The following is a 24874-nucleotide window of genomic DNA, read 5'->3' as shown; positions in this document are numbered from 1 at the left end:
AGTCGGTAATGCCCACGCTAGTGCCCGGTGGCAGAGTAGGGCGCATCGTCCCCGATCGAAGGGAGCGCACCGATGCGCGCCGTGTACGCCGAGAGCATCAACAGCAAGGACCCGCTGGCCGGGCTCGTCGTCGGGGAGCGCCCCGACCCACAGGCACCGGAGGGCTGGGCTCGAGTCACCGTCAAGGCCGCCGCGCTCAACCACCACGACGTGTGGTCGCTGCGGGGTCAGGGACTCAAGGCCGACGCGCTGCCGATGATCCTCGGCTGCGATGCCGCGGGCCTTGACGAGGAGGGCAACGAGGTCGTCGTCCACGCCGTGATCAACGACCCCGGCTTCACCGGCGCCGATGAGACGACCGACCCGCGACGCTCGCTGCTTTCCGAGCGCTACCAGGGCACCTTCGCCGAGACCGTGGTCGTCCCCCGCCGCAACCTCGTGCCCAAGCCCGAGGGGTTGAGCATGGTCGAGGCGGCCTGCCTGCCGACCGCGTGGCTCACGGCCTACCGCATGCTCTTCGTCCGGGGTGGCCTGCGTCCCGGCGAGTCGGTACTCGTCCAGGGCGTCGGCGGCGGCGTCTCGACCGCGCTCATCACCCTGGCGCGGGCCGCCGGCCTGCGGGTCTACGCGACCTCGCGCAGCGAGGACAAGCGGGCGCGGGGCCTCGAGATCGGCGCGCACGAGGTCTTCGCGTCCGGCGAACGCCTGCCGGTCAAGGTCGACGCCGTCATGGAGACCGTCGGTCGCGCCACGTGGGAGCACTCGGTGCGCTCCCTTCGACCCGGCGGCCGGATCGTCATCTCGGGCACGACGAGCGGCCCGCAGGTCGACGACGCGATGCTCACCCACGTCTTCTTCCTCCAGCTGAGCGTCATCGGCTCGACGATGGGCACGCGCGACGAGCTCGACGCTCTCGTGCAGCTGCTGCACTCGACCGGCGCCCGCCCGCTCGTCCACGCCGAGCTCCCGCTGGAGCGGGCCCGTGAGGGCTTCGAGCAGATGGTCGCGGGCGACCAGGTCGGCAAGATCGTCTTCACCCTCTGAGGCTCTAGAAGAGGATCGTCGAAAAGGTCCCGAGCCGCTCCATGCCGATGCGCCGGTAGGTCGCGAGCGCCGGCGCGTTGAAGTCGTTGACGTAGAGCGTGGCGAAGGGGGCGTGGTCGAGCATCGCCTGCTCGACCATCGACGCCATGAAGCCGGCGGCCAGGCCTTGCCCGCGCAGCTCGGGCGCGACCCAGACCCCCTGGATCTGCATCGCCCCGAGCCCGACCGAGCCGACGTCGGCCTTGAAGATCACCCGACCGCGCTCGATGACGACATAGGTGCGCCCGGCGCGGATGAGACGCCAGATCGAGTCGCGGTAGAAGGAGGAGTTGCCGGTGTAGGGCCGGTAGCCGATCTCGGCGGTGAACATGTGCTCGGCGGCAGGCAGGACGAGGTCGACCTCGTCGACGGTCGCCGGGCGTACGCGGGAGTCGAGCTGCACCCCGAGCTGCGACGGCGGCGTGTGCGTGCCCATGAGCGGCTGTTCGGCCCGCACCGCCCGGGGCCTGGGGAAGTCGTGCTGGGTCGCCCCCCACAGGCCGGCGACCTCGGTGCGCGGCCCGAGGAAGGAGGCGCAGCGCCGGCGCACCTTGCGCACCTGCGCCGCCAGGTGGCTCCAGCTCGCGTCGGAGGTGCCGACGGGCACGACATTGGCGATGGTCCACACCAGCCCCTCGAGCCGGCCGTCCTCGAACCACCCGTAGGCGGCGGTCGACCCGGCGCCCAGTCCCCCGTCGAGGATCCGGCTCGCGACGAAGACATTGGCCGCGGGGTCGCGCGCGCACAGGTCGAGAGCGGCATCGACGTCGTCGACGCCGAGCAGCCGGGTGGGGTTACGGGTGCGCAGCACCCCGCCAGCCTAGGGCTCAGCCCACCGTGACGGTGGCCCCGGCGTCCTCGCCGTCGACGGACTCGCCCATCTCCTCGGCGATGCGCAGGGCCTCCTCGATGAGCGTCTCGACGATTTTGCTCTCGGGGACGGTCTTGATGACCTCGCCCTTGACGAAGATCTGGCCCTTGCCGTTGCCCGAGGCGACACCGAGGTCGGCCTCGCGGGCCTCGCCGGGGCCGTTGACGACGCAGCCCATGACGGCGACGCGAAGGGGGACGGTCATCCCTTCGAGCCCGGCGGTGACCTCGTCGGCGAGCTTGTAGACGTCGACCTGGGCGCGGCCGCAGCTCGGGCAGGAGACGATCTCGAGCTTGCGCGGACGCAGGCCGAGCGACTGCAGGATCTGCTGGCCGACCTTGATCTCCTCGACCGGCGGGGCCGAGAGGGAGACGCGGATGGTGTCGCCGATCCCCTTCGACAGCAGGGCGCCGAAGGCCGTCGCCGACTTGATCGTGCCCTGGAAGGCGGGGCCTGCCTCGGTGACACCGAGGTGCAGCGGCCAGTCGCCGGCCTCGGCGAGCAGCTCGTAGGCCCGGACCATGGTCACGGGGTCGTTGTGCTTGACCGAGATCTTGAAGTCGTGGAAGTCGTGCTCCTCGAAGAGGCTGGCCTCCCAGACGGCCGACTCGACGAGCGCCTCGGGCGTGGCCTTGCCGTACTTCTCGAGCAGTCGCTTGTCGAGGCTGCCGGCGTTGACGCCGATGCGGATCGAGGTGCCGTGGTCCTTGGCTGCCTTGGCGATCTCCTTGACCTGGTCGTCGAACTTGCGGATGTTGCCGGGGTTGACCCGGACCGCGGCGCAGCCGGCCTCGATCGCCTGGAAGACGTACTTGGGCTGGAAGTGGATGTCGGCGATGACCGGGATCTGGCTGTGCTGGGCGATCTCGGCGAGCGCGTCGGCGTCGTCCTGGCTCGGGCAGGCCACGCGCACGATGTCGCAGCCGGCGGCGGTGAGCTCGGCGATCTGCTGCAGCGTGGTGTTGACGTCGGAGGTGAGCGTCGTCGTCATCGACTGCACCGAGATCGGCGACTCACTACCGACGCCGACCGACCCCACCTTGATCTGCCGGGTCTGGCGACGGGGCGCGAGCACGGGGGCCGGAGCCTTGGGCATACCGAGGGAGACGCTCATGCCCCCATTATGCGACCTCGATGCTGGATGTCCGCTGTGGCCCTGGCTTCGAAGCACCCCCACCGGTGGTCTGGGTCCCACGTTCCGCGTGGGCGGTGCGAGGGCGCCCCGCGCCCGAGCCTCGAGACCTAGGTCAGCTTCACCGGCTTGACGATGTCGGCGTAGACGAGCAGCAGGGTCATGCCGATGAAGGCGAGGGCGACGACATAGGCCAGCGGCAGCGCCTTGGCGACGTCGACCGGGCCCGGGTCGGGCAGGCCCCGCAGCTTCGCCCACCCCTTCTTGACCGCCTCCCACAGGGCGCCGGCCACGTGGCCGCCGTCGAGCGGGAGCAGGGGCACGGTGTTGAAGGCGAAGAGCACGAGGTTGAGCGAGCCGAGCAGGCTGAGCAGCAGGATCGCCTTGTCGCTCGTGTCGCCGAAGATGTCGGAGCTGGCCACCTCACCGGCGACCCGGCCCACGCCGACGACCGACATCGGCCCCTCGGGGTCGCGCTCACCGCTGCCGAAGGCCGCCTCCGCGACGCCGACGAGCTTTTGCGGGATGCGCACGAGCAGGCTGTAGGTCTGGCCGAGCTGCTCGGCGAAGAGCCCGGGCACGGCCGTGATCGGTTGCTGCTGCATCTCCTGGCTGCCGGTGGCGCCGAGGAAGCCGGCGCGCTCGGTGCGCACCTGCCCGGTCGCGTCGGTCTCGGCGCGGCCGTTGTCGTCGTAGACCGGCATGTCGAGCACGATCGGGTCGGCCTCGAGGGTGCGGGTCGAGCCGTCGCGGTCGACGGTCATCGTCAGGGGCTTGTCGAGGTTGGCGCGGATCTCGGTGCGCACGTCGGTCCACGTCGAGACCTGCGTGCCGTTGATCGAGGTGATCGTGTCGCCGGGCCTGAGCCCGGCCTCGTTGGCCGGGGCGACGGGCATGTCATCGGTGCACTCGGTCGCCGCGGTCTGGCCCATCTCCTTGATGTCGACGCACTCGTTGACCGCCGAGACGGTCGTCGTCGTCACGGCCAGGCCGTTCATCGTCCAGATGCCGCCGAGGACGGCGAGGGCGATGAGCAGGTTCATCACCGGGCCGCCCATCATGATGACGATCCGCTTCCAGATCGGCAGCTGGTAGAACATCCGGCCCTCGTCCTCGGGGCGGACCTCCTCGAAGCTCTGCTGCCGGGCCTCGTCGACGAGCTGGCTCATCCGCCCGGTGCTCGTGGTGCGCACCCGCCCGTCCTTGGCCGGCGGGAACATCCCGATCATCCGGATGTAGCCGCCCAGGGGGATCGCCTTGATGCCGTACTCGGTCTCACCGCGACGGCGCGACCAGACCGTCGGGCCGAAGCCGACCATGTACTGCGGCACCCGCAGGCCGAACTTCTTGGCCGGGACCAGGTGGCCGATCTCGTGCAACGCGATCGACAGCGCGATGCCGATGACGGCAAGCAGGACCCCCAGCAGATAGAGCATGCCCCGATCGTCTCACGCGGTCCTGAGCAGCCCGGCCGCCTCGTCGCGAGCCCAGGCGTCGGCCGCGAGCACGCCCTCGACCGTGTGCGCGTCGAAGCGCGCGTCGTCGTGCCGTTGCAGCACCTGCTCGATCGTGTCGACGATGTCGGTGAAGCGCGCCGCACCGTCGTGGAAGGCGTCGACGCCGACCTCGTTGGCCGCGTTGTAGACGGCCGGGTGGGTGCCGCCGGCGGCGCCGACCTGCTGGGCGAGCCGCACCGCCGGGAAGGCCTCGTCGTCGAGCGGCTCGAAGCGCCAGTCCTGCGCCTGCGTCCAGTCGACGGGCGTCTCGACGTCGGTGAGCCGCTCCGGCCACGACAGCCCGAGCGCGATGGGCGCGAGCATCGTCGGCAGCCCGAGCTGGGCGATGACGGCCCCGTCATGGAACTCGACCATCGAGTGGATGATCTGCTGCGGGTGGACGACGGCCTCGATGCGCTCCATGGGCACGTCGAAGAGCAGGTGCGCCTCGATGAGCTCGAGCCCCTTGTTGACGAGCGTCGCGCTGTTGGTCGTGATGACCCGCCCCATCGCGAAGTTCGGGTGCTTGAGCGCCGCCTGCGGAGTCACCTCGCGCAGCGCGTCGCGGTCCATTCCGCGGAAGGGCCCGCCGCTCGCGGTGACGACGAGCTTGCGCACCTCGTCGGCGCGGCCGGAGCGCAGCGCCTGGGCGATCGCGGAGTGCTCGGAGTCGACGGGCACGATCTGTTCGGGCGCGGCGGTGTCCTTGACGATCGGGCCGCCGATGATCAGCGACTCCTTGTTGGCCAGCGCCAGGCGGGCGCCGGAGCGCAGCGCCGCCAGCGTCGGCCGCAGCCCGATCGCGCCCGTGATGCCGTTGAGCACGACGTCGGTCGGTGCGCCGGCGGCGATCGTCGCGGCCCCCTCCCCCACGACCACCTCGGGCGCATACCCTGGGTCACCGGCCGCGGCGGCGATGGCTGCGGTCAGCTCCTCACGGGTGCCGGCAGCAGCCGCGACGAGCGAAGGGCGAAAGCGCGCGGCCTGGGCGGCGAGCAGCCGCGTGTTGGCACCACCGGCGAGCACCTCCACCGCGAAGCGCTCGGGGTGGGCCTCGATGACCTGCAGGCCCTGCGTGCCGATCGACCCGGTCGAGCCGAGCAGGGTGACGCGCGTGCTCACGCGCGCTCCTCCCGACGGCTCGACTCGATGGCCTCGCGACGGGCGAGCCGGTGGGCCCGGCGGATCTCGGCCTCACGGAATCGCCGCTGCTCCTCGGGCGTCTCGATGCTCAGCTCGGGGACGTGACGGGTCCCCCCTTCGGCATCGACGGCCACGAAGACGAGGTAGGCGCTCGCGACGTGGACGCGCTCGGTGACGGCGTCCCAGCGGTCGACCTCGGCCCGCACGCCGACCTCCATCGACGAGGTACCGGCCCAGTTGACCTGGGCGCTCACGTGGAGCACGTCGCCGACGCGCACGGGGTTGAGGAAGGCCATCTCGTCCATCGCCGCCGTGACGGCCGGCCCCTGCGCGAAGCGGTTGGCCGAGACGCCGGCGGTGTCGTCGACCATCTTCATGATGTTGCCGCCGTGCACATTGCCCAGGAGGTTGGCCTCGGCCTGGGACATGACGCGGGAGAGGGTGATGCGGGTGTCGGTGGGTGTCGTCACCGCGTCATCATCCCCCACGTTGGTCGAGGTGCGAGGCCGCCCGCGGCCGAGCCTCGAGACCCGGCGAGCGGTCTCGAGGGCCTCGCTGGCGCTCGGCCACCTCGACCAGCGGAAAGACCCCTCAGCGATCGGCCACCACGATGCTCAGGTCCGGGTACTCGTCGTCGAGGTCACCGAGCACGTCGAGCACACCCGGGTCTGCGCCGCCGTGGCTCGGGCGCCACACGAGCGTCCACGGCCCGTCGTGCCGGTCGGCGACGTCGCGCAGGCAGTCCATGAGGGCGTCGAGGTTGCGCCCGAAGTGCTCGGGCAGCACGAGCGCCTCGGCGAAGCGGTCGTAGGTCTCCTCCCGCCCGGAGCCGCCGTCGACGAGGTGCACGTGGTCGGTGCCGGTGACCGCGCGGGCGAGCAGCCCGTCGACCCCAGCGGCCTCGATGTGGATCACTGCCCCTCCTCGATCTGGGCGAAGCTCGCGTAGTGATCGTCCGTGTAGTAGCGGTCGCCGTCCTGCCCGCCGACGATCCGCCGCGCGCCGCGGTCGTCCTCGCCGGGTGTCGGCACCGTGTACTCGCGGTAGTAGCCCCGCGACTGGTCCGGCAGGATCCCCTCGCGGTTGCCGAAGGTGATGCCGTCCCGGTCGTAGGGGAAGGGGCCGTCGGAGCGGATCAGCTCGAGCGTCTCCCGACCCTCCGGCGGCAGCTGCGACTCAGCGATCGTCTCGAGCCCGGAGTCCGGCGTGGAGCCGGACTCCGTCGTGCCCGAAGGGGGCTCCCCGGCCTCGGTCTGCGAGGTCGCCGATGTCGCGGCGGAGGTGGTCGACCCGCCCGGCGAGGAGTCGCCGCCACCACCGGTGATGACGATCCAGGCCGCGAGCAGGATCAGCAGAACTCCCCCGGCGAGCTGGAGCCGGGTCCGCCAGGTCTTCGACAACTCGGTGAGCCCGCGTCAGAGCGCCAGGCCGACGTACTTGGTCTCGAGGTACTCCTCGATGCCCTCGAATCCCCCTTCGCGGCCGAAGCCGGAGTGCTTGACCCCGCCGAAGGGGGCCGAGGGGTTGGAGACGACGCCCTGGTTGATCCCGACCATGCCGAACTCGAGCCCCTCGGCGACGCGGATCGTCCGAGAGGTGTTCTCGGTGAAGACGTAGGCGACGAGGCCGTACTCGGTGGAGTTGGCCAGAGCGACGGCCTCCTCCTCGGTGCTGAAGGTCGTGATCGGGGCGACCGGGCCGAAGATCTCCTCGGTGAGCACGCGGGCGCTCGCGGGGACGTCGGTGAGGACCGTCGGCGGGTAGAACCAGCCCTTGCCCGAGGGCACCTCGCCACCGACGAGGGCCCGGGCGCCCTGCGAGACCGCGTCGTCGACGAGCTCGGCGACTCCGGCGCGCGCCTTCTCGGTGATGAGCGGGCCGACGTCGACCCCCTTCGTCGTGCCCTTGCCCATGGTCAGGGCGCCCATGCGGTCGGCCAGGGCTGCGGCGAAGTCGGAAGCGACCGACTCGTGGACGATGAAGCGGTTGGCGGAGGTGCAGGCCTCGCCGATGTTGCGCATCTTGGCGAGCATCGCACCCTCGACGGCGCGCTCGAGGTCGGCGTCCTCGAAGACGACGAAGGGGGCATTGCCCCCGAGCTCCATGGAGGTGCGCAGCAGCTGCTCGGAGGACTGCTCGACGAGCCTCTTCCCGACGGCCGTGGAGCCGGTGAAGGTCAGCTTGCGCAGGCGCGGGTCGCGGATGATCGGCTCGCTCACCTCGCTCGAGGAGCTCGTCGGCACGACGTTGAGCACGCCGGCGGGCAGGCCGACCTCCTCGAGCAGTCGGGCCAGGGCGAGCATCGTCAGCGGCGTCTCGTGGGCCGGCTTGACGACGGTGGTGCAGCCGGCGGCGATTGCGGGGCCGATCTTGCGGGTGCCCATGGCGAGCGGGAAGTTCCACGGCGTGATGGCGAAGACCGGCCCGACGGGCTGCTTCATCGTCATCAGGCGGGTACCGCCGCTCGGGGCGACGGCGTAGCGCCCGTGGATGCGCACGGCCTCCTCGGCGAACCAGCGGAAGAACTCGCCGCCGTAGGTCACCTCGCCGCGCGACTCGGCCAGGGGCTTGCCCATCTCGAGGGTCATGAGCATGGCGAAGGTGTCGGCCCGCTCGGTGATGAGCTCGAAGGCCGAGCGCAGGATCTCCGAGCGCACCCGCGGGTCGGTCGCGGCCCACTCGGCCTGCGCGGCGACGGCGGCGTCGAGCGCTGCCTTGCCGTCGGCGACGGTCGCGTCGGCGACCTCGACGAGGGTCTTGCCCGTCGCCGGGTCGCTCACGGCGAAGGTGGCGCCGTCACCGGCGTCGCGCCACTGCCCCCCGATGAAGAGCTGCGTGGGGGCGTACTCGAGGGCTGACTTCTGCGTCACGGCTGTCATGGGGTCTACGTTACGACCAACGGCCGCATTGGGCGACTGGCGCAAATCCTTCGGTTTTGCCACGCTATGAGCGTTGAACTTCCAGATTTCGCCGCCGGAGGCCGCAATGACTGTCACGACCCCCTTCGCCCGGGTGCTCCTCGACCAGGCGCACAGCAGCGCGTGGTCCATCGACCCCGAGCTCGCCGCGCGGATGAACCCCGCCAACCCCGGCGACGCGAGCCTCGCCCGGGCCGCCGCGGTCCTGCGCGAGCGCGGCACCGAGGTCCTGGCCCACACCGACGGTGAGCTGACGCCGGCGGCGCTGGCCGGCACCGACGTCCTCGTCATCGCGCACCCCGCTGCCGCCTCCAGCGAGCGCGTCGCCGGCGACCTGCCGCCGGTCCTCTCCCCCGCCGAGGTCACCGCCGTCACCGACCACGTGGCGAAGGGGGGCGGTCTCGTCGTGCTCGGCGAGTGCGACCACGACGCCCACGGCAACAACCTCAACGAGCTGCTGGCTCCCTTCGGCCTGAAGATCGTCTCCACGCTCGTCCACGAGCGCGCCGACGGCGGCCGCCGCCACCAGGGCAACGCGACCTGGATCCTCGGCGAGACGAGCACCGGCCCCGGGCAGGGCGTCATGGCCGGCATCGGCGAGCTGTGCTTCTACCGCGCCGGGACCATCGACGTCTCCGGCGCTCCGGGTGCGCGCGTCCTCGCCCGCACCTCCGCCACCGCCCACCCCGCGGCCCAGCCGCTCGCCGTCACCGTGCAGCACGGCGCCGGCCGCGTCGTCGTGCTCGCCGACTCCGACCTCGTCGGGGACGACTCGATCGGTGAGCTCGACCACGAGGAGTTCTGGGTGAATCTCGTGACGTGGGCGGGGAACGGGGCGCGAGGTCTCGAAGGTTCGGGTCTCGAGGCTCAGGCCGCAGGCGGCCTTCGCACCTCGACCAGCGGGGTGGAGGGTCTCGAGGGTTCGGCCGCGGGCGGCCTCACCGCCTCGACCAACGTGGAGGGGAGCCCCGCATGGGTCGCGCTGAAGGCCGCCGTGGAGGAGCTGCGGCTCATGCAGACCAAGGACGGCTCGCTCGCCGAGGACGCCGACCGCGAGCGGGCGAGCGCGCTCGTGGCCGTCATGGCCGAGCGGATCACCGAGCTCGCGCCGCGCTTCCCGCACGACGCCGACTACCTCGCCGCGCTGCCCGTCGACCTGCAGCGGTGGGTCGACGGCGGCTTCGGGGTGCCCGACTTCCTCGACTCGCTCATGGCCTTCCGCCCCGACCAGCACCGCGTCGAGGGCACGCAGCACCTCGCCGTCTTCCCCATGTACACGCAAAACGGCAACCTCGACCGGGTCTTCGAGGCCGTGCTCTTCGACGTCATGTGGCCGCAGTGGCTCGCCGACGTCGAGGCCACCTACGACAACCCGATGTTCCTGCCGGTCCGCTTCATCGACTTCACCCCCGGCTACGACACCAACTCGGCCGTCCTCTTCCCCGAGACCGTCGCCGTGCGCGAGGTGCCGAAGTTCAGCTGGGGCGCGATCTTCTGCGACCGCGAGGCCGCCCGCTTCCGTCGCGTGACCTCCGCCTCCGCGCAGGTGCTCGGCCTCGACCTGCCGCCCGAGGGCGAGCGGCTCGTCGCCTCGCAGGAGGTCGCCCAGGCGACCTTCGCGATGTGGGACCTCATCCACGACCGCACGCACAGCCACGGGGACCTCCCCTTCGACCCCTTCATGATCAAGCAGCGCATGCCCTTTTGGATGTACGCCCTCGAGGAGCTGCGCTGCGACCTCAACACCTTCCGGCAGAGCGTGACGCTCGCGGAGGCGGGGCACCCCTACGCCCGCGCCGTGCAGCTGGCGATCCTCTTCGACCGGCTCTTCCGCTTCCCCGTCACCGGCGACCGGGTGCGCAACTACGACGGCCTCGGCGGGCAGCTGCTCTTCGCGTGGCTGCACAAGCGCGGAGCGATGCGCTGGACCGACAACACGCTGACCTTCGACTGGGGTCAGGTCCCGGCCGCGGTCGTCGCCCTCTCCGACGAGGTCGAGACCCTCTACCGCGAGGGCATCGACCGCTCCCGGGTCGGGCACTGGATGGCCGCGCACCAGTTCATCGCCGGCTACGTCGCACCGCACCCGGCGTCGGCCTGGGCGAAGGGGGCCGAGCACCTGCCCCTCGACGGCCCGCCCAAGGGTCTGACCGACCTCGTGCAGCCCGACGAGTTCCCGCTCAACGTCTTCTACGAGGCGCTGCGCAAGAAGCTCGCGCCCGTCATCGAGGCCACCCGCGGCATCACCGGCAGCCTCGACCCCCGCGCGGCGGAGTCTGCCGCGGCTGAGAGGATCCCCGCGTGACCGACACGACCACCCAGGCCTCCCCCTTCGCCCCGCTCCACGACCCGTCGAGCCGCGGGTTTGCCAGCGACAACTACGCCGGCGTGCACCCCGAGGTGCTCGCCGCGATCGTCGCGGCCAACGGCGGCCACCAGGTCGCCTACGGCGAGGACGTCTACACCGCGCGCCTGACCGAGGTGCTCTCCGAGGTCTTCGGCACGGCGGCGCAGGTCTACCCGGTCTTCAACGGCACGGGGGCCAATGTCCTTGCGCTGCAGGCGTGCACGCCGCGCTGGGGGTCGGTGCTCACGACAAGCAGCGCCCACATCCACGTCGACGAGGCCGCCGCACCCGAGCGGGTCGGTGGGCTCAAGGTCAACGTCATCGACACCCCCGACGGCAAGCTGACGCCCGAGCTGATCCGCGCCTACCCGGCCCGGGTCGGCGACGAGCACTTCGCCCAGGTCGGCGTCGTCTCGATCACCAACTCCACCGAGGTCGGCACCGTCTACACGCCGGCCGAGATCCGCGCGATCGCCGACCTCGTCCACGAGATGGGGTGGGTGCTGCACCTCGACGGCTCGCGGCTGTCCAATGCCGCGGCGGCCCTCGGTGTAGAGCTGCGCGAGCTGACGACCGACGCGGGCGTCGACATCCTCTCGCTCGGCGGGACCAAGATCGGCGCGATGCTCGCCGAGGCCGTCGTCGTCCTCTCCCCCGACCGGGTGACCGGCGCGACCTTCCTGCGCAAGCAGTCGATGCAGCTGGCGAGCAAGATGCGCTTCGTCTCGGCGCAGCTGCTCGCGATCTTCGAGGGCGACCTGTGGCGGCGCAATGCCGAGCACGCCAACGCGATGGCCCGCCGCCTCGCCGACGGCGTCGCCGACATCGACGGGATCACCCTGCCCACCGAGGTCGAGGCCAATGCCGTCTTCCCGATCCTCGCCCGGGAGTCGAGCGAGCGGCTCATGGAGTCCTTCCGCTTCTACTTCTGGGACGAGACGACCGGTCAGGTGCGCTGGATGTGCGCCTGGGACACGACCGAGAGCGACGTCGACAGCTTCGTCGAGGCGGTGCGCGCCGAGCTCTCCTGAGGCGCACCCGACCCCGGACGCGGGTTCCGGGCGGACCTGTGCAATTGCTCACAGATGGCGTGTTCTTCAGGTTCCGTTCAGACTCGTCCACTATCCCTAGAGGGTGGCCCGACTCCCTCGACTGACCAGCGCACCGGTCCTCGCCGGTGCGCTCGTCGTGTTCACGCTGCTGGCAGCGGGCCCACTCCAGCCCTATGACGAGCGCTTCCAGGGCTACTGGGCCAAGCGCTACACGCCCAACTGGTGGCAGTTCCTCGACTCGGTGCCCAATGCCGTCGCCGGTCAGGCGGTCTGCCTGCCGGTCCTGCTCGCGGTCGCCCTCGTGCTCGCCTGGCGCCACCGCACCTGGCACCCGCTGGCGATCGTCGCCGCGGCCGAGGTCGGCTTCTACGTCGGCATCGGCGGGATGAAGGTCCTGCTCGGTCGCTCGGCACCCATCCACGGCACCGGTGGTGGCTTCTGGGACGGCGGTCCGATCGCCCACGGCTTGTACGGCATCGCCTACCCCTCCGGCCACGCCGCCGAGGCGGTCCTCATCTACGGCGCCGCGGCCTACCTGATCCTCGCCTACGCCGGTCCCGACGCCCGCCTGCGCCGCCGCCTGACCTGGCTCGTCACGCTCATCGCGCTGCAGGCGATCGTCGTCGCCTTCTACCTCGGCTTCCACTGGCCCACCGACCTCATCGCCGGGCTGCTCGCCGGTGGGCTCGTGCTGCGCCTGATCGTCAACGGTGACCGTGCGCTCACCCGGCGGGGCCTCCCCTTCGGCTGGAGCTACGACCTGCCGGGCCGCCGTGGCCGCGACAGCGAGCCCGAGGTCGCGTCGGCGACGACCCCGCGACCCCAGCCGGTGCCGGTGCCCGCCGCGGTCTGGCTGCGCACCTCCCCCTTCGACCTGCCGCGGCCGTCGGTGCAGCACCTGCGCCCGCTCACCGCGCAGTGGTCGGTGCGCACTCCCGGCACGCCCACGCACCGGCGACCCGAGCGCGAGCTTCAGCTGCACTGACTCTCCCCCCAGGCTGCATTGCCCTACGGCAATGCAGCCTCCAACAGCATTGCCGTAGGGCAATGCGCACCCCAGCCCGCATCTCCTCAAGGTCGTGCGGTCTGGGGGCTGCGGTTGGGGGCGGCCGGGTCCCGCTCCTCGATCCCCCACGGCGAGCCGTAGCCCTGCGGGGCGGGAGCAGCGAGCAGCTCGAGGAAGGGCCTCGCATCGAAGGCCTCCGGCCCCTTGGCCCCCGCACCCGACCAGACGCCCGTCGCGAGAAGCTCGAGCGCGACGACGGGGTTGATCGCCGTCTGCCACACGACCGCCTGGGCGGCGTAGTCGCGCATCGAGACCTCGTTGTCGGCCACATGGTAGAGGTAGACCGCCCGCGGCGCGCCGTCCTTGGTGCCCGTGACGAGCAGCCCGGCGCAGGTCTTGCCGGTCATCCGCGGGCCGATCGTCGCCGGGTCGGGCAGCACGGCCGCGACGACGTCGCGGGGGCTGACCTGCACCCCCTTGACGTCGACCGGGTCGGTCGAGTCGAGGCCGAGCTCGTGGAGCATCTTGAGCATGGAGATCATCTGCTCGCCCAGGCCGTACTTGAAGGTCACCCGCCCGGCGTCGACCCAGCGCGGCATGAGCAGGACCTCCTCGTGCTCGACGTGGACGCACTCGACGGGCCCGATCCCCTCGGGGAAGTCGAAGACCTCCGGGTCGGCGAAGGGAGGCAGCGTCGCGAAGCCCGCCTCGACGTCACCGCCGGCCCGCGCGCGCTCCCACACCACCGGTGGGTTGAGGCACTCCTCGATGATCGTCCACATCGAAAAGCCGGGGGCGAAGACCTCGTTGCCGTCGTCGTCGTGGACGACGAGGTTGGCCCCGTCGCGGGTGCCGAGCTCGTCGATCTCGTCGAAGAGCTCGTCGGCCGCGTAGCGGGCGAAGACATCGGAGAGGCCCGGCTCGACCCCGATGCCGAGCAGCGCGAGCCGGCCCGCGGCCTCCCACTCCCCCGACCGGGCCAGCTGCAGGTCACCGAGTTTGACCCCGGGCAGCTCGTGCGGTCGCTCCGGGTGCGGCGTGGACAGCGACATCGCCATGTCGAGGTAGTCGGCCCCGGCGGCGAGCGCCCCGTCGAAGATCGGCATGACGAAGCGCGGGTCGACGGCGTTGAAGACGTGCGTCGCACCGTGCTCGCGGGCCAGCGCCGTCACGGCCGCCGGGTCGGAGGCGTCGACCTGCGCCGCGACAAAGGTGCCGTCACTCCCCCTTCGCGCCGTCGCTGCGGCAACCGTCGCCTCGGCCCGCTCCAGCGAGTAGTCGGCCACCACCCACAGCTCGAAGAAGTCGCGCTCGGCGGCGATCTTGGCCGCCGCGTCACCGACCCCGCCGGCACCGATCATGAGCACACGCATGAGAGCCTCCCGACTCACTTCGAGGTACGGCTGCTCGCCACGCGCTGGCCCACCACGACGAGCAGGACCGCGATGACGAAGAGCGAGAAGCCGATGACATTGGCCTGGGCGGGGATGCCGCGCAGGTAGCTGACGTAGACGAACTTCGGGAAGGTGCTCGTGTCACCCGAGACGAAGTTGGTGATGATGAAGTCGTCGAAGCTCAGGCTGAAGGCGAGCATCGCGGCGCCGACGATGCCCGGCAGCACGAGCGGCAGTGTCACCCGCCAGAAGGTCTCGCCCGGCCCGGCGTAGAGATCCTGGGCGGCCTCCTCCATCCGCGGGTCGAGGCTCTGCAGCCGCGCCCGCACGGTGACGACGACGAAGCTCAGGCAGAACATGATGTGCGCGATGACGATCGTCCAGAAGCCCAGCCGCAGACCGACCTGCGAGAAGCCCTGCACGAAGATGGTCAGCAGGCTCGCGCCGAGGACGATCTCGGGCGTGGCCATCGGCACGAAGACGAGGACATTGCTCGCGGACTTGCCGCGGAAGCGGTGCCGCACCATCGCGAAGGCGATCATCGTGCCGAGCACCGTCGCGACGAGGGTCGCGAGCAGCCCCACCTGCAGCGAGGTCGCGAGCGAGTCGCAGATGCCGGGGGCGCCGCACGGGTTCTGCCAGTGCTTGAGTGTCGGGCCGGCGTTGGAGTTCCACGTGATGTTGGACTTGCGGTAGTCGTTGAAGCTGAAGACGAAGGTGTAGAGCACCGGCAGGAAGAGGTAGAAGAGCACGAGGAGCGCGGCGATCATCGCGAAGCGGTCGCCGATCCAGCGGGTCACGGTGCGCATCTCAGACCAGCTCCTCGGTGCCGAAGCGCCGCACGTAGAAGAAGACGAGCACGAGGATCATCGCCATGAGCGTGAAGCTCAGCGCCGCGGCCGTGTCGTAGCCGCCCGGCACCTTGAAGAACTGGCTCTCGATGACATTGCCGACCATCTTGGTGCTGCGGTCGGAGCCGAGCAGCTCGGCGTTGACGTAGTCGCCGGAGGCGGGGATGAAGGTGAGCAGGGTGCCGGCGAGCACGCCCGGCATCGACATCGGCAGCGTCACCCGGGCGAAGGTCGTCAGGCCGCTCGCGTAGAGGTCGCCGCCGGCCTCGATGACCCGCGGGTCGGCGCGCTCGAGCGAGGCGTAGATCGGCAGCACCATGAAGGGCAGGAAGTTGTAGGTCAGGCCCGCGACGACCGCCACCCAGGTCTCGGTGATCCGCCCGCCCGGCAGCAGGTGCAGGGAGGTGAGCACGCTCGCGACGACGCCGTCGTCGGCGAGGATCTGCCGCCACGCGATGGTCCGCAGGATGAAGGAGGTGAAGAAGGGGGCGATGACGCAGATGAGCATCACCGGGCGCCATCGGCCGGCCTTGAAGGCCATCGCGTAGGCGAGCGGGTAGGCCAGGACGAAGGCGAAGAAGGTCGCGAGGGCACCGAAGAGCAGCGAGCGCAGCATGTGCGGCCAGAACTCCACGAGCGCGTCGACGTAGTTGGAGAAGTTGACGTCGCGGTAGTAGTAGCCGGGCGCCCCCGGGTAGTCGCTCTGCAGGCTGACGGTGAAGAGCTGCACGACCGGCACGACGAAGAAGACGACGAGCCACAGCACGCCCGGCAGGAGCAGCAGGTAGGCGATCCGGCGGGAGCGCCGGCCCTCGACGACGTCGGGATCGACTGCGGCCGAAGGGGGTCCGCCCGCCGTCGCGGTGGTCACGATGCCTCCCCCGCGGTGGCGATGAAGGCCTTGCCCTCCGCCCCCTCGGGCACGTCGTCGGCGGCGACGACGAAGGCGTGGGCGGGGTTCCACGACAGCCACACCTCGTCGCCCGGCCGGGTCGACTGCGGCTCGACGTCGAGATTTTGCTCGTAGACCGACCATTGGCCGCCGGAGGGCACCGTGACGAGGTACTGGGTGGCGACGCCGGTGAAGGAGACGTCGGTGACCGTCGCCCGCACGTCGCTCCCGGCCGACTCCGGACGAAGGGGGTGCAGCCGCACCTTTTCGGGACGGACGCCGAAGAGCACCTGTCCCTCGGTCACCGCGGCCCGCGAGTGCGGCACCCGCACGGTCGTGCCCGCCGCGTCGGCGACGAGGTGGTCACCGTCGCTGCCGGTGACCGTCGCGGGCACGAGGTTGGACTGCCCGACGAAGCCGGCGACGAAGGCGGTGCCCGGCAGGTCGTAGAGCTCCTCGGGGGCACCCATCTGCTCGATGCGCCCCTTGTTCATCACCGCGACCGTGTCGGCCATCGTCATGGCCTCCTCCTGGTCGTGGGTGACGTGGATGAAGGTCAGGCCGACCTCGGTCTGGATCCGCTTGAGCTCGACCTGCATCTGGCGCCGGAGCTTCAGGTCGAGGGCGCCGAGCGGCTCGTCGAGCAGCAGCACCTCCGGGCGGTTGACGATCGCCCGGGCGAGGGCCACGCGCTGCTGCTGGCCGCCGGAGAGCTGCGCGGGGCGACGCCCGGCGAGGTGGGCCATCTGGACCAGCTCGAGCGCCTCGTCGGCGAGGCGGACCGCGTCACCCTCGCCGCGGCGCTTCGGTCCGAAGGCGACGTTGTCGCGGATGCTCAGGTGCGGGAAGAGCGCATAGCTCTGGAAGACGGTGTTGACCGGGCGCTCGTAGGGACGTGAGCCGGTGAGGTCGGTGTCGCCGATGAGCACCCTTCCGGCAGAGGGCTGCTCGAGGCCGGCCACCATTCGCAGGGTCGTCGTCTTGCCGCAGCCCGAGGGGCCGAGCAGGGCGAAGAAGGAACCACGCGGCACCCGCAGGTCGAGGTCGTCGACGGCGGTGAAGTCCCCGAAGGTCTTGGTCACCGATTCCAGGACGAGATCTCCCTTGGCCTCGCGGACACCACCGGTCGAGGATCGTGTGAACAGGCCCATCAGTTGCCCACCGCCTTCGCCCACAGCGCGCTGTAGTCCGCGTCCTCCTGGGAGGACAGTGCCCTGAAGCCGACGATGTCGTGGTCGGCGATGTAGTCCTCGCTCGGGAAGATGAAGGGCGACTCCGCGAGGTCGGGGTCGATCTTCTCCATCTCCGCCTGGGCGCCCTCGACGGGGCAGATGTAGTTGACCCACGCGGCGACCTCGGCGGCCACGTTGGGGTCGTAGTAGTAGTCCATGACCTGCTGGGCATTGCGCCGGTGGTGGCTCGTGATCGGCACCATGAGATTGTCGCTCCAGAGCATCCCGCCGGACTCGGGGATGACGAACTCCCAGTCGTCGTCCTCGGTCTCGGCCCGCAGGACGAAGAGGTCACCGGACCAGACGATGCCGGCCACGGCATTGCCGCTCTTGAGGTCGTTGAGATAGCTGTTGCCCTTGATCCGGCGGATGTAGCCCTCGGTGAGGCGCTTGTCGACCTCACCGATCGCCGCCTCGAAGGCGGCCTGGTCGAAGTCACCGGAGGGGTCGACGCCCTGCGACTGCATGATCAGGCCTAGGGTGTCGCGGAACTCGCTGAGCACCGAGATGCGGCCCTTGAGGTCGTCGGCCCACAGGTCCTCGATCGCCTTGAGCTCCCGGCCGACCTTGCCCTTGTGGTAGCCGATGCCGGCGAAGCCGGACTGCCAGGTGAGGGAGTACTGCCGCCCGGGGTCGAAGGAGACGTCCTTGAGCGGGGCCAGGAGGTTGCTCGCATTGGGCATCTGGATCAGCTCGAGCGGCTGGCACAGCCCCTCGCGGATGATCCGGTTGGCCATCCAGTCGGTGAAGGTGAAGATGTCGCGGTTGATGTCCTGCTTGGCCCGCAGCTGCGGCGCGATCTTGTTGAAGTAGGTGTCGTTGTCGTCGACGTCCTCGGTGTAGGAGACCTTGATGCCGGTCTGCTTCTCGAAGGCGGTAAGCGTCGGGTAGGTCTTGCCCGCGTCGTCCATGTCGAGGTAGGCGGTCCAGTTGGCCCACCGCACCGTCTTCTCCCGCTCGGACCGGTCCTCGGGCAGGTCGAGCTCGGCGACGCCGCCGGCCGGCGGCTCGGGCGGGGCGCACCCTGCGAGGAGGGTGGCCCCCAGCCCGAGGGCGCCGGCCCCGAGCATCGTGCGTCGGCTCGGCTGGAAGGAGCCGCGCGAGCGGGCCGAGGCCTGCGCGGCCCGGATCAGCGCGGCGGTTCGGGGGTCGGCAGGTCGCCGGAGGCGGTCCATCTCGGACCTCGCTTCCGTGAGGAGGGACGAAGGGGTGTGGCGCCGGCGAGGAGCCGGTCAGCTCTCGATGTTGGCCATGACGTGCTTGACCCGGGTGTAGTCCTCGAAGCCGTACATCGACAGGTCCTTGCCGTAGCCGGACTTCTTGAAGCCGCCGTGCGGCATCTCGGCGACGAGCGGGATGTGGGTGTTGATCCAGACACAGCCGAAGTCGAGGCGCTTGCTCATGCGCATCGCGCGCCCGAAGTCCTTGGTCCACACCGACGACGCCAGGCCGTACTCGACGCCGTTGGCCCAGGCGACGGCCTGGTCCTCGTCGGTGAATCGCTGGACGGTGATGACCGGGCCGAAGATCTCGTCCTGGATCGCCTCGTCGTCCTGCAGCAGGCCGGAGACGACCGTCGGCGCGTAGAAGAAGCCGTCGCCCATCGCGGTGAGCCGCTCGCCACCCTGCGCGAGGTTGGCGTGGTCGGGCAGCCGGTCGATGAAGCCGGCGACCTTGGCCAGCTGGTTGCTGTTGTTGACCGGGCCGAGGAGCGCGTCGGCGTCGTCGGGCATGCCGACCTTGGCGTTGTCGCGGGCGTACTCGGCGAGGGCGGCGACGAAGTCGTCGTGGATGCCGGGGGCGGCGAGCACGCGGGTCGCGGCGGTGCAGTCCTGGCCGGCGTTGAAGTAGCCGGCCGTGGCGATGCCCTCGACCGCGGCCTCGATGTCGGCGTCGTCGAAGACGACGACCGGCGCCTTGCCGCCGAGCTCGAGGTGGGCCCGCTTGAGGTTGCGCGCAGCGGAGGCGGCGACCTCGACACCGGCGCGCACCGAGCCGGTGATGGCGACGAGCCCGGGGGTGTCGTGCTCGACGACCATGCGGCCGGTGTCGCGGTCACCGGTGATGACGTTGAAGGTGCCGGCGGGCAGAAACTCGCTGGCGATCTCCGCCATGAGCAGGGTCGTCTCGGGGGTGGTGTCGCTCGGCTTGAGGACGATCGAGTTGCCGGCAGCCAGGGCCGGACCGATCTTCCACGTGGCCATCATCATCGGGTAGTTCCACGGGGTCACCTGACCGACGACGCCGATGGGCTCGCGGCGGATCCAGCTCGTGTGGCCCTTCATGTACTCGGCGGAGGCGCGTCCCTCGAGCACACGCGCGGCACCGGCGAAGAAACGCAGCTGGTCGCACATGACCGGCACCTCCTCGGTGGCGGTGAGGGCGTGCGGCTTGCCGGTGTTCTCCCCTTCGAGCCGGATGAGGTCGTCGGCGCGGGCCTCGAGAGCATCGGCGAACTTGAGTAGCGCGCTCTGCCGCTCGCCCGGCGTCGCCTCGGACCACTCGGCGAAGCCGGCCTCGGCGCTGGCGTAGGCCGCGTCGACATCGGCCTGCGTGGATACAGGAGCGTGGGCGACGACCTGCCCGGTCGCGGGGTTGACCAGATCGATGCTCGCATCGCCGGTGGCGTCGACGTACTCGCCACCGATGAAGTTGCGCAGGGTCCGGGGCTGGGTCACGACTGGGGTCCTTCCGATCGGGAATGTGACCCAGACGATAGTGCGCCGTCGACGAAATCGACAGGCTTTGGCACTCAGATTTGTGAAAACATCAGCGATCGCCAGTGTTTCGTGCGGATTTCGTCGCGCTCGGCTTGCCATGCGACCGGGATCACGCCACGATGGCGCCATGACCACCCCTGCTCCGCTCGACGAGATGAGCAAGCAGATCATCGAGCACCTCCAGGAGGACGGCCGCCAGTCCTACGCGACGATCGGCCGGGCCGTCGGCCTCTCCGAGGCCGCGGTGCGCCAGCGGGTCGGCCGGCTCATCGACGGTGGTCTCATGCAGATCGTCGCGGTCACCGACCCGCTCCAGGTGGGCTTTCGCCGCCAGGCCATGATCGGCCTGACCGTCGACGGCGACATGGGGCCGGTCGGCGATGCTCTCGCCGAGATCCCCGAGGTCGACTACGTCGTGACCACCGCCGGGAGCTTCGACCTGCTCGTCGAGGTCGTCTGCGAGGACGACGCGCACCTGCTCAGCCTGCTCACCGAGCGCATCCGCACCCTTCCGGGCGTGCGCTCCACCGAGACCTTCGTCTATCTCAAGCTCAACAAGCAGCACTACAACTGGGGGACCAGATGACCAACGAACACGGCACCACCTCCCGTACTGCTCGAGGCACCGACCTGCAGCAGGCCGCCCGCGACCACCTGTGGATGCACTTCACCCGCCACTCCGTCTACGAGGAGGGTGGGCGCGTCCCGACGATCGTCCGCGGCGAGGGGCACAAGATCTGGGACGACACCGGGCGCGAGTACATCGACGGTCTCGCCGGCCTCTTCGTCGTCCAGGTCGGCCACGGCCGCACCGAGCTCGCCGAGACCGCGCTCAAGCAGGCCGAAAAGCTGGCCTTCTTCCCCATCTGGTCCTACGCCCACCCGGCGGCGATCGAGCTCGCCGAGCGTCTCGCTGCGGGTGCCCCCGGCGACCTCAACCGGGTCTTCTTCACCACCGGCGGCGGCGAGGCCGTCGAGTCCGCGTGGAAGCTGGCCAAGCAGTACTTCAAGCTCACCGGCAAGCCGAAGAAGCACAAGGTCATCTCCCGCTCGATCGCCTACCACGGCACCCCCCACGGCGCCCTGTCGATCACCGGCCTGCCGCCGCTCAAGGAGGACTTCGAGCCGCTCGTGCCGGGTGCCCACAAGGTGCCCAACACCAACATCTACCGCGCCTCTGAGGACCTGCGCGACGACCCCAAGGCCTTCGGCCGCTGGGCCGCCGACCGCATCGCCGAGGCGATCGAGTTCGAGGGCCCCGACACCGTCGCCGCCGTCTTCCTCGAGCCGGTGCAGAATGCCGGTGGATGCTTCCCGCCGCCCCCCGGCTACTTCGAGCGGGTGCGCGAGATCTGCGACGAGTACGACGTGCTGCTCGTCTCCGACGAGGTCATCTGCGCCTTCGGCCGGATCGGCTCGATGTTCGCCTGCGAGGACTTCGGCTACGTGCCCGACATCATCACCTGCGCCAAGGGGATGACCTCGGGCTACTCCCCCATCGGCGCGATGATCGCGAGCGACCGTCTCTTCGAGCCGTACAAGAGCGGGACCAACAGCTTCGCCCACGGTTACACCTTCGGTGGTCACCCGGTGAGCGCGGCCGTCGCCCTGGCCAACCTCGACATCTTCGAGCGCGAGGGCCTCAACACCCACGTGAAGGAAAATGCTCCGGCCTTCCGCCGCACCCTCGAGCGGCTGCTCGACCTGCCGATCGTCGGCGACGTGCGCGGCGAGGGCTACTTCTACGGGATCGAGCTGGTCAAGGACAAGGCGACCCGCGAGACCTTCAATGCCGCAGAGTCCGAGTCGATGCTGCGCGGCTACCTGTCCAAGGCGCTCTTCGACGCGGGCCTGTACTGCCGCGCCGACGACCGCGGCGACCCGGTCGTCCAGCTCGCTCCCCCGCTGACGATCGGCCAGGCCGAGTTCGACGACATCGAGCAGCGGCTGCGCACGGTCCTCACCGAGGCCCCCAACCACCTCTGACCCCGAAGCTGCATTGCCGTACGGCAATGCAGCCTCCCGACGAGCTGCGGGCCCGCCCCTTCGTGACGAAGGGGGCGGGCCCGCTGGTTGTCCCACCTCGCATCAGCCGGCGGCCACCTGGAGCAGGCCGGTGGGCGTGCCGGACGGCGCGTCGGTGATCGCGTCGACCGACGCGTCCTGCAGCCCCTGGCTCACCGCGTCGGGCGTCGCCCCCGCGTTGGCCTCAAGGTAGAGGGCGGCCCCGCCGGCGATGTGCGGGCTGGCCATCGACGTACCGCTGTAGGTGTCGGTGCCGCCACCGGGCACGGTCGACTCGATGTCCTGGCCGGGGGCATAGCCCTCGACGACCGAGCCGTAGTTGGAGAAGCTCGCGTTGCCGTCCTGGTCGGTCGACGCCGCGGTCGTGTAGACCCCGTCGGCGTTCGCCGGCGAGACGTTGGCGGCGTCCTGCGACTCGTTGCCCGCGGCGACGGCGGTGAAGACACCGCTGTCGACCAGACCGGTCGCGGCGTTGTTCAGGGCCGGGTCCTTGGCGCCACCGAGCGACATGTTGGCGACCGAGGGACCGTCGGCGTTGGCCGCGATCCAGTCCATGCCCTCGATGATGCCGGCCGTGCTGCCGCTGCCGCTGTCGTCGAGCACCTTGACGCCGACGAGGTCGACGCCCGGCGCCACACCGTAGGAGTTGCTGCCGATCGTGCCGGCAACGTGCGTGCCGTGGCTCTGCCGGTCCAGACCGTCACCACCGGTCGCGTCGAAGCCCACCGAGGCGCGGCCACCGAAGTCCGGGTGGTCGGGGTCGATGCCGGTGTCGAGGATGTAGGCCGTGACGCCCGCGCCGGTCTGGGCCGGCTCGTAGGTGCCGTCGAGCGGCAGCTGCGGGTCGTCGATCCGGTCGAGGCCCCACGGGGTCTCGCCCGCGGCCTGGCCGGAGGGCTTCTCGACGTTGATCGTCATGTTCTCCGAGACCGCGGCGACGCTGGCGTCGGCGCGCACCGAGTGCAGCTGCTCGGGCGTGAGCTTCGCGGAGAAGCCGTCGAGCACGTGCTCGTAGACGTGGGTCGGCGTCACGCCGAGGTCCCGGGCCACATCGGCGGCCGCCTCCCCCTCGTCGAGGGTGACGACGTAGGTCTGCTCCCCCTGCATCGTCACGACGTCGTCGCCGTGGGTGGTGAGAGGAGCCAGGTCGTCGCTCCCCTGCGCCGTCGCGAAGGGGGCCACCGCCAGCATCAGTGCCGCAGAGGAAACCACAACTCCGGTGCTCTTCATCGAGTACTTCATGTGTTCCTTTCGTCGCCGACCCCGGATCTCGGGGACGCGGTGACCGGGACACTACGAGCGCTCCACGAGGGTGTCCACGGATGGGCGAGCACGGCCCGCAGCCGTCAGCGGACAGTAAGAATCACTGCGGCACAGCCCATTTGGTGCGGTTCTTTCGGGTATGTCCGGCTGGCAGCGGACACCCCTGGCAGCGCCCCGGAAGCGCAAATCCTTGAGGGAATCCATACGGTTCGCCAACGCCGCGGACACCACGTCAGGGCGGCTGGCAAGGTTGTCGGCATGACTCGGGAGACCCGCCGCCACCCCCTGCGCGACCGGTTGGGCCGCCGGCCGGACCACCCCGCCTACCGCGAGGTCCACGACGAAGGGGGTCTGCGTCGCCTCACCGCCTCGGGCACCCCGCTCGCCGGCTGGCGCCTGCAGGGCCTGGACCTCGAGCCCCACGCCGCGCACCTCTCCCGCGCCGACGTGCGCGGCCTCGTCGTGCTCGGTGGTCGGGTGCCCGACGAGCTCGCCCGCGACCTCGTCGCGCGCGGCGCGGTGATCATCCCGCCCGACCCGACCTGCCCAGTCGAGCCCTTCCGCGCGCGGCTGTACTCCCCCTTCGACCTCTACGGCGGACTCGAGACCGCCGGCTACCCGAGCACGGTCGACGCCCGCGCCTACGCGTGGAGCCGTGAGGCGCGCACCCAGCACGACGCCTGGGCGACGCTGCTGCGGGCGGTCCACGACGACGCGGTGCAGGACGCGCTCGGCGAGGCGCTGCACGGACTCGACGTCGTCGGGGTGATGGGCGGGCACGCGCTGGAGCGCGGGAGCAGCGACTACGCCGACGCCGCCCGCCTCGGCCACGCGCTGGCCGACGCCGGTCGCGTCGTGCTCACCGGTGGTGGCCCGGGGGCCATGGAGGCGGCCAACCTCGGCGCACTCGCCCCGACCGCCGACGCCGTCGAGACGGCCCTCGGTCGACTGTCCGCCGTGCCGAGCTTCCGCCCGTCGGTCGAGGCCTGGGCCGAGCTGGCGCTGCAGGTGCGCGATGATCTTGGGGCCGGCGACGGCCCGGCCCGCAGCTACGGCATCCCGACGTGGTTCTACGGGCACGAGCCACCCAATGTCTTCTGCGACGGCATCGCCAAGTACTTCTCCAATGCGCTGCGCGAGGACGTGCTGCTCGCGCAGAGCGCCGGCGGGCTCGTCGTGCTGCCGGGCGCGGCGGGCACCGTGCAGGAGATCTTCCAGGCGTGCACGCCGCTGTACTACGCGCCCGAGGGTGAGCCGCTGCCGCCGCTCGTGCTCGTCGGCCTCGAGCACTGGACCGAGACCGTGCCGGTGTGGCCCGCGCTGCGGGCGCTGGGGGCCGGCCGCCCCCTCGGCGAGGTGCTGCACCTCGTCGAGACGCCCGAGGAGGCGGCGGCACTCCTGCTCGGCTGACCTCCGCACCGAGTCGATGACGAGCGGGAGTGGCGAGAC

22 protein-coding genes are annotated in these 24874 nt (G+C 70.7%); 7 read left to right on the top strand and 15 right to left on the bottom strand.

Annotated features, from left to right (window positions below; all coding sequences use genetic code 11):
• Nucleotides 1–72 precede the first annotated feature (72 nt).
• Nucleotides 73–1044, top strand: coding sequence for a zinc-binding dehydrogenase (locus NYE39_RS16370; RefSeq protein WP_072624171.1), 972 nt, complete (start codon nucleotides 73–75; stop codon nucleotides 1042–1044).
• Nucleotides 1045–1048: 4 nt separating this feature from the next.
• Here NYE39_RS16370 and NYE39_RS16365 read toward each other — a convergent pair whose 3' ends face one another.
• The 8 genes from NYE39_RS16365 to NYE39_RS16330 form a co-directional block, all read right to left on the bottom strand.
• The gene (locus NYE39_RS16365; protein WP_341013314.1) at nucleotides 1049–1894 is read right to left on the bottom strand and encodes a GNAT family N-acetyltransferase; all 846 of its coding nucleotides are present in this window, start codon (nucleotides 1892–1894) and stop codon (nucleotides 1049–1051) included.
• Between the two features lie 16 nt (nucleotides 1895–1910).
• The gene (ispG, locus tag NYE39_RS16360; RefSeq protein ID WP_072624169.1) at nucleotides 1911–3068 is read right to left on the bottom strand and encodes a flavodoxin-dependent (E)-4-hydroxy-3-methylbut-2-enyl-diphosphate synthase; all 1158 of its coding nucleotides are present in this window, start codon (nucleotides 3066–3068) and stop codon (nucleotides 1911–1913) included.
• Between the two features lie 128 nt (nucleotides 3069–3196).
• Nucleotides 3197–4522 (bottom strand): M50 family metallopeptidase, encoded by a 1326-nt coding sequence (locus NYE39_RS16355; protein ID WP_341013313.1) that lies wholly within the window; start codon nucleotides 4520–4522, stop codon nucleotides 3197–3199.
• Between the two features lie 12 nt (nucleotides 4523–4534).
• Nucleotides 4535–5704, bottom strand: a complete 1170-nt coding sequence (dxr, locus tag NYE39_RS16350) for a 1-deoxy-D-xylulose-5-phosphate reductoisomerase (protein WP_341013312.1) — start codon at nucleotides 5702–5704, stop codon at nucleotides 4535–4537.
• Nucleotides 5701–6195 (bottom strand): acyl-CoA thioesterase, encoded by a 495-nt coding sequence (locus NYE39_RS16345; RefSeq protein WP_341013311.1) that lies wholly within the window; start codon nucleotides 6193–6195, stop codon nucleotides 5701–5703. Before NYE39_RS16345 ends, dxr begins: the two co-directional genes overlap by 4 nt.
• Before the next feature lie 121 nt (nucleotides 6196–6316).
• Nucleotides 6317–6640 carry a barstar family protein gene (locus NYE39_RS16340; protein ID WP_072624165.1) on the bottom strand — a complete coding sequence of 108 codons (324 nt, stop codon included), beginning with the start codon at nucleotides 6638–6640 and terminating at the stop codon, nucleotides 6317–6319.
• Nucleotides 6637–7125 (bottom strand): ribonuclease domain-containing protein, encoded by a 489-nt coding sequence (locus tag NYE39_RS16335; RefSeq protein WP_192911730.1) that lies wholly within the window; start codon nucleotides 7123–7125, stop codon nucleotides 6637–6639. Before NYE39_RS16335 ends, NYE39_RS16340 begins: the two co-directional genes overlap by 4 nt.
• A 15-nt stretch (nucleotides 7126–7140) precedes the next feature.
• Complete coding sequence (locus tag NYE39_RS16330) at nucleotides 7141–8604, bottom strand: NAD-dependent succinate-semialdehyde dehydrogenase (protein ID WP_072624163.1); 1464 nt, start codon at nucleotides 8602–8604, stop codon at nucleotides 7141–7143.
• Nucleotides 8605–8710: 106 nt separating this feature from the next.
• On the opposite strand from NYE39_RS16330, the gene NYE39_RS16325 reads away from it, so the two are divergent.
• From NYE39_RS16325 to NYE39_RS16315, 3 genes are all read left to right on the top strand, one after another.
• On the top strand, nucleotides 8711–10948 hold the full coding sequence (locus NYE39_RS16325; RefSeq protein WP_341013310.1) for a DUF6421 family protein: 2238 nt from the start codon (nucleotides 8711–8713) through the stop codon (nucleotides 10946–10948).
• Nucleotides 10945–12021 carry a threonine aldolase family protein gene (locus NYE39_RS16320; protein ID WP_072624161.1) on the top strand — a complete coding sequence of 359 codons (1077 nt, stop codon included), beginning with the start codon at nucleotides 10945–10947 and terminating at the stop codon, nucleotides 12019–12021. Before NYE39_RS16325 ends, NYE39_RS16320 begins: the two co-directional genes overlap by 4 nt.
• A 103-nt stretch (nucleotides 12022–12124) precedes the next feature.
• Nucleotides 12125–13027: a phosphatase PAP2 family protein gene (locus tag NYE39_RS16315; RefSeq protein ID WP_341013309.1), complete on the top strand. Its 903-nt coding sequence runs from the start codon at nucleotides 12125–12127 to the stop codon at nucleotides 13025–13027.
• Between the two features lie 86 nt (nucleotides 13028–13113).
• Here the strand turns inward: NYE39_RS16315 and NYE39_RS16310 are convergent, their stop codons facing one another.
• From NYE39_RS16310 to NYE39_RS16285, 6 genes are read right to left on the bottom strand one after another with little or no spacing between them, the layout of a single operon-like run.
• Nucleotides 13114–14421 carry a saccharopine dehydrogenase family protein gene (locus tag NYE39_RS16310; RefSeq protein WP_341013308.1) on the bottom strand — a complete coding sequence of 436 codons (1308 nt, stop codon included), beginning with the start codon at nucleotides 14419–14421 and terminating at the stop codon, nucleotides 13114–13116.
• A gap of 14 nt (nucleotides 14422–14435) precedes the next feature.
• Entirely contained in the window at nucleotides 14436–15251 is an 816-nt protein-coding gene (locus NYE39_RS16305; RefSeq protein ID WP_341013307.1) for an ABC transporter permease, read from the bottom strand.
• A 1-nt stretch (nucleotide 15252) separates the two neighbouring features.
• Nucleotides 15253–16164, bottom strand: a complete 912-nt coding sequence (locus NYE39_RS16300) for an ABC transporter permease (RefSeq protein WP_341013306.1) — start codon at nucleotides 16162–16164, stop codon at nucleotides 15253–15255.
• Nucleotides 16161–17336 carry an ABC transporter ATP-binding protein gene (locus NYE39_RS16295; protein ID WP_341013305.1) on the bottom strand — a complete coding sequence of 392 codons (1176 nt, stop codon included), beginning with the start codon at nucleotides 17334–17336 and terminating at the stop codon, nucleotides 16161–16163. The genes NYE39_RS16300 and NYE39_RS16295 overlap by 4 nt, the downstream gene beginning before the upstream one ends.
• On the bottom strand, nucleotides 17336–18592 hold the full coding sequence (locus NYE39_RS16290) for an ABC transporter substrate-binding protein (protein ID WP_341013304.1): 1257 nt from the start codon (nucleotides 18590–18592) through the stop codon (nucleotides 17336–17338). Before NYE39_RS16290 ends, NYE39_RS16295 begins: the two co-directional genes overlap by 1 nt.
• 57 nt (nucleotides 18593–18649) lie before the next feature.
• On the bottom strand, nucleotides 18650–20095 hold the full coding sequence (locus NYE39_RS16285) for a gamma-aminobutyraldehyde dehydrogenase (RefSeq protein ID WP_341013303.1): 1446 nt from the start codon (nucleotides 20093–20095) through the stop codon (nucleotides 18650–18652).
• 169 nt (nucleotides 20096–20264) lie between these two features.
• Between NYE39_RS16285 and NYE39_RS16280 the strand changes: the two genes are divergently transcribed.
• A complete protein-coding gene (locus NYE39_RS16280) occupies nucleotides 20265–20723 on the top strand; it encodes an Lrp/AsnC family transcriptional regulator (protein ID WP_185221842.1) in 459 nt (152 codons plus the stop codon).
• Nucleotides 20720–22123: an aspartate aminotransferase family protein gene (locus NYE39_RS16275; protein ID WP_341013302.1), complete on the top strand. Its 1404-nt coding sequence runs from the start codon at nucleotides 20720–20722 to the stop codon at nucleotides 22121–22123. The genes NYE39_RS16280 and NYE39_RS16275 overlap by 4 nt, the downstream gene beginning before the upstream one ends.
• A gap of 102 nt (nucleotides 22124–22225) precedes the next feature.
• Here NYE39_RS16275 and NYE39_RS16270 read toward each other — a convergent pair whose 3' ends face one another.
• Nucleotides 22226–23392, bottom strand: a complete 1167-nt coding sequence (locus tag NYE39_RS16270; protein ID WP_341013301.1) for a S8 family peptidase — start codon at nucleotides 23390–23392, stop codon at nucleotides 22226–22228.
• A 291-nt stretch (nucleotides 23393–23683) separates the two neighbouring features.
• Here NYE39_RS16270 and NYE39_RS16265 point away from each other — a divergent pair, with 291 nt between their 5' ends.
• Nucleotides 23684–24835, top strand: coding sequence for an SLOG cluster 4 domain-containing protein (locus NYE39_RS16265; RefSeq protein ID WP_341013300.1), 1152 nt, complete (start codon nucleotides 23684–23686; stop codon nucleotides 24833–24835).
• Nucleotides 24836–24874: the final 39 nt, after the last annotated feature.

It is taken from the genome of Janibacter sp. FSL W8-0316 (assembly GCF_038004165.1).
Taxonomy (GTDB): Bacteria; Actinomycetota; Actinomycetes; order Actinomycetales; family Dermatophilaceae; genus Janibacter; species Janibacter indicus.
Note: the sequence above shows the minus strand (reverse complement) of the source record. Positions and strands in the feature narration are given on the sequence as shown.